The sequence below is a fragment of the Raoultella sp. genome (assembly GCF_039594335.1).
GTDB lineage: Bacteria > Pseudomonadota > Gammaproteobacteria > Enterobacterales > Enterobacteriaceae > Klebsiella.
The window spans coordinates 20,183-27,192 of record NZ_JBCNNS010000062.1; the positions used below are offsets into that span (position 1 = coordinate 20,183).

Genomic DNA, 7,010 nt, shown 5'->3' on the forward strand with positions numbered 1-7,010 from the left:
ATGAAAAACGTTGGCGACCTGATGAAGCGTCTGCAAAAAATGATGCCAGCCCATGTCGAACCGGCGTTTAAAACCGGCGAAGAGCTGCTGGCCTGGCAAAAAGAGCAGGGCAAACTGCGTTCTGAAGCGCTGGAGCGCGAAAACCGCGCCATGAAAATGCAGCGGACGTTTAACCGCTCTGGCATCCGTCCGCTACACCAGAACTGTTCATTTGAAAATTACCGGGTCGAGTGCGAAGGCCAGATGAACGCGCTGTCCAGGGCACGCCAGTACGTTGAAGAGTTTGATGGCAATATTGCCAGTTTTATCTTTTCCGGCAAACCCGGCACCGGCAAAAACCACCTGGCTGCCGCGATTTGCAACGAGCTGCTGCTACGCGGGAAATCGGTATTAATCATTACCGTCGCCGATATTATGTCAGCGATGAAAGAGACATTTAGCAATCGGGAAACCAGCGAAGAACAGCTCCTTAACGATCTGAGCAAGGTCGATCTGCTGGTGATCGATGAGATCGGGATGCAGACGGAGTCGCGCTACGAGAAAGTGATCATTAACCAGATTGTCGATCGCCGCTCCTCCTCAAAACGCCCGACCGGGATGCTGACCAACAGCAACATGGACGAGATGAACAAGCTGCTTGGCGAGCGCGTTATGGATCGTATGCGTCTCGGCAATAGTCTGTGGGTCATCTTCAACTGGGATAGCTATCGTCATCGGGTCACCGGCAAAGAGTATTGAGATATTTCCGAACTCAGCCGGGGTTATACTGCAGAAATGCGTAAGTAACCATGATGAGTACACTGATGAAATCTGCAAAATTCTTATTCCGCAGCACCTTGATTGCCAGCGTTTTTTTTGCCGCCGCTACCCACGCCGCCTCCTGGCAGGACTCTCTCTCCAGCGCCGCCAGCCAGCTTAGCAGCCACAGCGGCTCTCAGGAAAGCGGCGCTCTGTCGATCTCCTCGCTGACCAGCCTGCTGAACGGCGGCACTCAGTCCATGACCGCCAGCAGCATGAACAATGCCGCCGGGATTATGTCCTACTGCGCCAAACAAAAGCTGGCCTCAGTCACCAATACGGAAAACGTTAAAAATCAGGTTCTGGATAAACTCGGCCTCAGCACGCCGGAAAAACAGAAAGAGGACACCAGTTATCTGGAAGGGTTACAGGGTCTTCTGAGCAATAATCGTGGTCAGCAGCTGAACCTCAACACCCTCGGCAACAGCCCGCTGGCGGAGAAAGTGAAAACCAAAGCCTGCGATCTGGTCTTAAAACAAGGTGTTAACTTTCTCTCCTGATTTTTCTCATTGACGCCGCGTTTAACGCCTTAGCGCTGTTAACGCGGCTCCAGCGATGATTTTCATCATTTTTCACCGCACGATCCGTGTTGTTCAGGGATGTGACAGCGATCAAAAATGACGATTTCTAAACCAATTCTGAACCACTGCACAGTTTAATGACTCTACAATTGCAGCCATATGGCACTGCAATTACAGTGTAGTGTGGAAAATAGTCAATCCTGCCAGCGGTCAACTGGCGCTAATGAGGATGAATTGTGTCAGAGTTGTTATCCATCGCCTTGTTCCTCACCTCGGTGGTGATTTATGCCTTAAAAGCCGGTCGTAACACCTGGTGGTTTGCCGCCACGTTAACGGTGCTGGGACTGTTTGTGATTCTTAATATTACCCTCTATGCCAGCAACTACTTTACCGGCGACGGAATTAACGACGCGGTCCTCTACACGTTGACCAACAGCCTGACCGGAGCTGGCGTCAGTAAATATATTCTTCCCGGCGTCGGCCTGGCGGCGGCGCTGGTGTTCGTATTCAGCGCGCTGGGATGGGTGCTGCGTCGCCGTCGCCACCATCCTCATCACTTCGGTTACAGCCTGCTGGCGCTGGTCCTGGCGCTGGCCTCCGTCGATGCCAGCCCGGCATTTCGTCAAATCAGCGAGCTGGTCAAATCGCAGTCCCGCGACGGCGATCCCGATTTTATCGCCTACTACAAAGAACCGGCGAAAAGCATTCCGAACCCGAAGCTGAACCTGGTCTATATCTACGGGGAAAGCCTTGAACGCACCTATTTCGATAACGACGCCTTTCCCGATCTGACGCCTGAACTCGGCAAACTGAAAAACGAAGGCCTCGATTTCAGCAACACCACCCAGCTTCCGGGTACCGATTACACCATCGCTGGCATGGTGGCTTCCCAGTGCGGCATCCCTCTGTTTGCGCCGTTTGAAGGCAATGCCTCCGCCTCGGTCTCCAGCTTCTTCCCGCAGAATATCTGCCTCGGCGACATTCTGAAAAACTCCGGCTATGAAAACTATTTTGTGCAGGGCGCCAACCTGCGTTTCGCCGGCAAAGATGTGTTTCTGAAATCACATGGCTTTGACTACCTGTACGGCGCTGAAGAGCTGAAAACCACGGTCGCCGACCCCGCTTACCGCAATGACTGGGGCTTCTACGATGACACGGTTCTGGACGAAACCTGGAAGAAATTCGAAGCGCTTTCTCAATCCGGTAAACGCTTTTCGCTCTTTGCGCTGACAGTCGACACCCACCATCCTGACGGCTTTATCTCCCGTACCTGCCAGCGTAAAAGCTATGATATCGGCGGGAAAAAGAACCTCTCCTTTAGCGCGGTCACCTGTAGTCAGGAGCATATCGCGGCGTTGATTGAGAAAATCCAAGCATCACCGTATTTCAAAAATACGGTCATCGTGGTCTCTTCCGATCATCTGGCGATGAAAAACACCGCCTGGGATTATCTCAACAAACAGGATCGCAGCAACCTGTTCTTTATTCTGCGCGGCGACCAGCCGCAGCAGGAGACGCTGGCCGTGAAGCGCAATACTATGGACAACGGCGCGACGGTGCTGGACATCCTTGGCGGCGATAACTTTATCGGTCTGGGCCGCAGCAGCCTGTCCGGGCAATCGCTGTCGGGTATTTTCATGAATATGAAAGAGAAAGTGCTGGCGTGGAAACCGGATATCATCCGCCTGTGGAACTTCCCGAAAGAGATGAAAAACTTCACCATCGACAGCACAAAGAACACCATCTCATTCTCCGGCAGCAATTTCCGCTTACCCCTGCTGCTGCGGGTATCCGATAAACGTGTTGAGCCGCTGCCGGAGAGCGAATATTCTGCTCCGCTGCGTTTCCAGTTGGCCGATTTTGCCCCTCGGGACAATTTCGTGTGGATCGATCGCTGCTACAAAATGGGTCAGCTGTGGTCCCCTGAGGTGGCGCTCTCCACCGACTGGTGCGTGTCCCAGGGCCAACTCGGCGGCGAACAGAAGGTACAGCATGTTGATAAGCCCCGGTGGCAGGGAAAAACGGCGTTTAAAGATACCGTTATCGATATGGAGCGCTACAAAGGCAACGTCGATACTCTGAAGATCGTCGATAACGATATTCGTTACAAAGCCGACAGCTTTGTCTTTAACGTTGCCGGCGCGCCGGAAGAGGTCAGGCAGTTCAGCGGTATCTCCCGCCCGGAATCATGGGGCCGCTGGTCCAATGCCCAGCTCGGCAGCGAAGTGAAAATTGAATATAAAGAACCGCTACCGGAAAAATTCGATCTGGTGATTACCGCCAAAGCCTACGGGCCGAACGCCAATAAACCGATCCCGGTGCGCGTGGGCGACAGTGAACAAATTCTCACCCTGGCTAACGAAGTCTCCACCACCACGCTGCATTTCGATAACCCGTTGCGTAGCGATACGCTGATTATCGTCCCACCGGATCCACAGTCCACCAACGAAGGGAATATCCTTGGCCACGCGCCGCGTCAGCTAGGAATCGGCATGGTGGAGCTTAAGGTGGTAAAAAGCGACGGTTAACTCTGCCGCCCCGACTCATGGGTCCGAACCGGGGCGCATTCGCTAGCATTCGGCTGGCGGTAGCCTGCTGAACTCCGCGCACATCTCATATTGTTTCAGCGCCAGGGTCGCATACCCCGCCGCACTAAACAGTGGCGTAAAGGCTTCAGGAATAATCACCGAAGTGCTCAGGCCGGGGAACTGCCGGGCCAGCGCCCTCAGCATCTCATGCGCCAGCCCACGGCCACGAACGGAGGGCTCAATCCACAAAAACTGTAGCTGCGGCGTGGAGGTTAAGGTTACCAGCAGCGCAAACGCCTGCTGATTCAGCGTGAGCGCCCGGCATGGCAGCGTGGCGAAGGTGAACGGGTCCATCAACCACGGCAGACGACCGTTGATCTCCGCTCCGGCTCTACGCAACAGAGGCAGCACATCGCCCTCTTCCGGCACCGCCGCCGCAGCCTCAGCCCGGGTACTGACAAATCCGCATAGCCCATGATGAACCACAAAGCCTAAAGACTGGTACAGCGCCACCGCGGCATAGTTTTCGCGGATCACCTCCAGCCACATCCGCCGCACGCCCTGCTCCCGTAACGAAGCCATGAGCGGTGTCATCAGCCGACGGCCGATGCCTTTTCCACGCCAGGCCGGACGCACCGCAAAGGCCGCCAGCCTGGCTTCATTGCCGCGCCGGGCCACGATGGCGATGGCCGCCGGCGTCTCACCGTCCAGCCAGACGCAGGAGTCGAGCAGGCTCAGTCCCTCAGAACCGAAGCGCTGAACAAACACCGCCGCCGACAGTGAAACCGGCACCAGATAATCTTCAAAACAGTCGTTGAGAATCGTGCTTAATTGCTCGCTGCTAAAACTGATGGCAGGGACGGCTATCAATGCCATGCATTTCTCCCGAAGATTGCTATGCTGAAGCGATGAAAAATAACACTATAACCGCCGCAACGACTTTCCGCCTGGCCACGGAGAGCGATATCCCCTTCCTGCCCGCCATCGAACACTCGGCGGCCCAGGCGTTTCGCCTCATTCCGGAGCTGGCCTGGCTGGCAGATAGCCCGATAATCGACCTCCAGCAACATCGTCTCTCTCTTGAGGGTGGCCATAGTCTGGTCGCCGTCGCCGGCGGAAAGCTTGCCGGCTTCCTGCTGACCGAAGCGCTTGATGACACGCTGTTTATCGTCGAGATTTCCGTTCACCAGGCGTGGCAAGGCAAAGGCATCGGCCGGGCGATGATAGCGAAGATCGTTGACCATGCTCGCCATGCGGCGTATCCGGCGCTCACCCTCACCACCTTCCGCGATGTCCCCTGGAATGCGCCTTTTTACCGCCGCCTGGGCTTTCGTATGTTGAATGAGCAAACGCTGCCGGCAGGTCTGGCGGCAAAGCGACAGCAGGAAACGGCCCACGGACTGGCGCCAGAGACGCGCTGCGCCATGTGCTTAGCGCTGTAAGCCGTCTCCGGTCAGGGCTGCGATGGCAAGTCGGAGATATTATGGTGCCTGGCGCCTCCTATCCGTGTCTGACCTTCGACAAGTGGAAAACCCTGCTGCTTAAACGTACTTGAGGAGCTGGAGACCTTATTCTGATGACGTTCCCGGATAGCGGCTGACGCCTTATTCAGCTACGAGCAAACCCGCTCTCCCGCAACCCGGCAAGCTTAGCACCGCCGGGGAAACCACCGCTTTCCGATCGGCCTGGTCCCCGATAAACCCGCAGGCGGCTTAACTATTCACACAACGCGGAAATCTCATCAAATAACGAACGGCTAATGGTAACGCCCTGGCGTTCACTCTCCTGGCGGCAGAGATAGCGCCGTTCGCCCGGGAGTCTCGCCCCTTGCGCCTGTATGCTGTTAAACAGCGTCTCCGCGCGAGCCAGATGCGCCCCCGCCTCAGCGCCAAGGAACCGCTGCGGATCCAGCGCCAGAATCAGCTCTCCGCCATAGGGTAGCCCGCCCGCACCACCGTCCCATGCCAGCGATTCCGCACTGGTCATATCGCCAATCAGCGGCCCGGCAAGCAGCTCGACCATCGTCGCCAGCGCCGAACCTTTATAGCCGCCAAAGGTCAGCATCGCCCCGGCCAGGACCTCTCCGGCGTCCGTGGTCGGCTGGCCCTGGCTATCAATCCCCCATCCTTCCGGCAACGCTTTCCCGACACGTTGATGCAATTGAATCTCGCCACGCGCTGCCACGCTGGTGGCCATATCAAAAATAAATGGCGGCTTATCGCCCCGCGGCCAGCCAAAGGCGACAGGATTGGTGCCAAATAGCGGCAAGCTGCCGCCCGCTGGCGCCACCCATGCATGGCCCGGCGTGCAGGCCAGCCCGACCAGGCCCGCATCCGTTAACGGTTCGATATCGGCAAACAGCGCCGAAAAATGCACGCAGCGGTTGATGGCCAGCGCGGCGATACCGCTGTGGCGCGCCTTCTCCACCAGCAGCGGTAGCGCCCGCTCAAACGCCAGCAGCGAAAACGCGCCGCCGGCATCGACGCGAACAATCCCCGGCGCCCGGTCGTCAATCTGCGGCCCGGCATCCGGGGATACCTTACCTTTACGCAGGGTGTCAACGATTCCCAGTAGCCGCCACAGGCCGTGGGAAGCGCAGCCATCGCGCTCCCCACCGATGACGTTGCGCGCAACCGCCGCCGCGTGATCCTCGCTGAATCCATTATCGCTCAGTGCTCGCATCGCCAGTGCATAAGCTTCGGGTAACGATAGGGTTACCGTTTCCATGACCTTCTCCTCTACTCTTCTTCGTCTCCGCTAAAATTCGCCTGGGGGAGACAACTGCGCGCGCCCCAGTAATAAATTCCCAGCGACATCACCGCTACCAGCACCGTATCCCAGGGGTGAGGTATCTCATTAATACCACCAAAACTGCCCAGCAAGGAAAAGAGCATAATCAGTGCGTAGAAGACAATCAGCCACAGCGAGGATTTCACCTGTTGCGCCAGGCTGACGGTATGTACCGGCACTTTGCTTTTGCACAGGATGTAGACCACAAACATGACGATTTGCAGCCCCAACAGCCAGGAGAGCGTTGCCCAGCCTGACCAGTACACAATCAGCGCTGAGATCATGAACGACACCGGCCCAAGAATCGCGAACGCCCGCACGCGGAAGGGACGCGGCAGATCCGGCGCGTTACGGCGCAGCCCTGCGGCGGTCA

6 protein-coding genes and 2 pseudogenes are annotated in these 7,010 nt (G+C 56.8%); 5 read left to right on the plus strand and 3 right to left on the minus strand.

Translation table 11 applies throughout. The features are described 5' to 3' along the window. From dnaC to opgB, 3 genes are all read left to right on the plus strand, one after another. Entirely contained in the window at positions 1-738 is a 738-nt protein-coding gene (gene dnaC / locus ACZAHD_RS12740) for a DNA replication protein DnaC (RefSeq protein WP_462457105.1), read from the plus strand. Between the two features lie 65 nt (positions 739-803). Next, a complete protein-coding gene (locus ACZAHD_RS12745) occupies positions 804-1,298 on the plus strand; it encodes a YjjA family protein (protein WP_462457098.1) in 495 nt (164 codons plus the stop codon). 257 nt (positions 1,299-1,555) lie between these two features. Then, positions 1,556-3,847 (plus strand): phosphatidylglycerol--membrane-oligosaccharide glycerophosphotransferase, encoded by a 2,292-nt coding sequence (gene opgB / locus ACZAHD_RS12750; RefSeq protein WP_462457099.1) that lies wholly within the window; start codon positions 1,556-1,558, stop codon positions 3,845-3,847. A gap of 42 nt (positions 3,848-3,889) precedes the next feature. Here opgB and ACZAHD_RS12755 read toward each other — a convergent pair whose 3' ends face one another. Then, positions 3,890-4,723 carry a GNAT family N-acetyltransferase gene (locus ACZAHD_RS12755; RefSeq protein WP_462457100.1) on the minus strand — a complete coding sequence of 278 codons (834 nt, stop codon included), beginning with the start codon at positions 4,721-4,723 and terminating at the stop codon, positions 3,890-3,892. A 32-nt stretch (positions 4,724-4,755) separates the two neighbouring features. Here ACZAHD_RS12755 and ACZAHD_RS12760 point away from each other — a divergent pair, with 32 nt between their 5' ends. Together ACZAHD_RS12760 and ACZAHD_RS12765 are read left to right on the plus strand one after the other, a co-directional pair. Next, complete coding sequence (locus ACZAHD_RS12760; protein ID WP_462457101.1) at positions 4,756-5,289, plus strand: GNAT family N-acetyltransferase; 534 nt, start codon at positions 4,756-4,758, stop codon at positions 5,287-5,289. Positions 5,290-5,291: 2 nt separating this feature from the next. Further along, positions 5,292-5,424, plus strand: a pseudogene (locus tag ACZAHD_RS12765) (amino acid deaminase); the annotation flags it as partial. A gap of 139 nt (positions 5,425-5,563) precedes the next feature. Here ACZAHD_RS12765 and ACZAHD_RS12770 read toward each other — a convergent pair. Both ACZAHD_RS12770 and ACZAHD_RS12775 read right to left on the minus strand, forming a co-directional pair. Beyond that, the gene (locus ACZAHD_RS12770; protein WP_462457102.1) at positions 5,564-6,574 is read right to left on the minus strand and encodes an Ldh family oxidoreductase; all 1,011 of its coding nucleotides are present in this window, start codon (positions 6,572-6,574) and stop codon (positions 5,564-5,566) included. 11 nt (positions 6,575-6,585) lie between these two features. After that, a pseudogene (locus tag ACZAHD_RS12775) lies at positions 6,586-7,010 on the minus strand (aspartate:proton symporter); the annotation flags it as partial.

Excerpts from the sequence above, each read along its gene's own strand:
- dnaC (WP_462457105.1), top strand. The coding sequence starts at position 1 with ATGAAAAACGTTGGCGACCTGATGAAGCGTCTGCAAAAAATGATGCCA.
- ACZAHD_RS12745 (WP_462457098.1), top strand. The coding sequence starts at position 804 with ATGAAATCTGCAAAATTCTTATTCCGCAGCACCTTGATTGCCAGCGTT.
- ACZAHD_RS12755 (WP_462457100.1), bottom strand. The coding sequence starts at position 4,723 with ATGGCATTGATAGCCGTCCCTGCCATCAGTTTTAGCAGCGAGCAATTA.
- ACZAHD_RS12760 (WP_462457101.1), top strand. The coding sequence starts at position 4,756 with ATGAAAAATAACACTATAACCGCCGCAACGACTTTCCGCCTGGCCACG.
- ACZAHD_RS12770 (WP_462457102.1), bottom strand. The coding sequence starts at position 6,574 with ATGGAAACGGTAACCCTATCGTTACCCGAAGCTTATGCACTGGCGATG.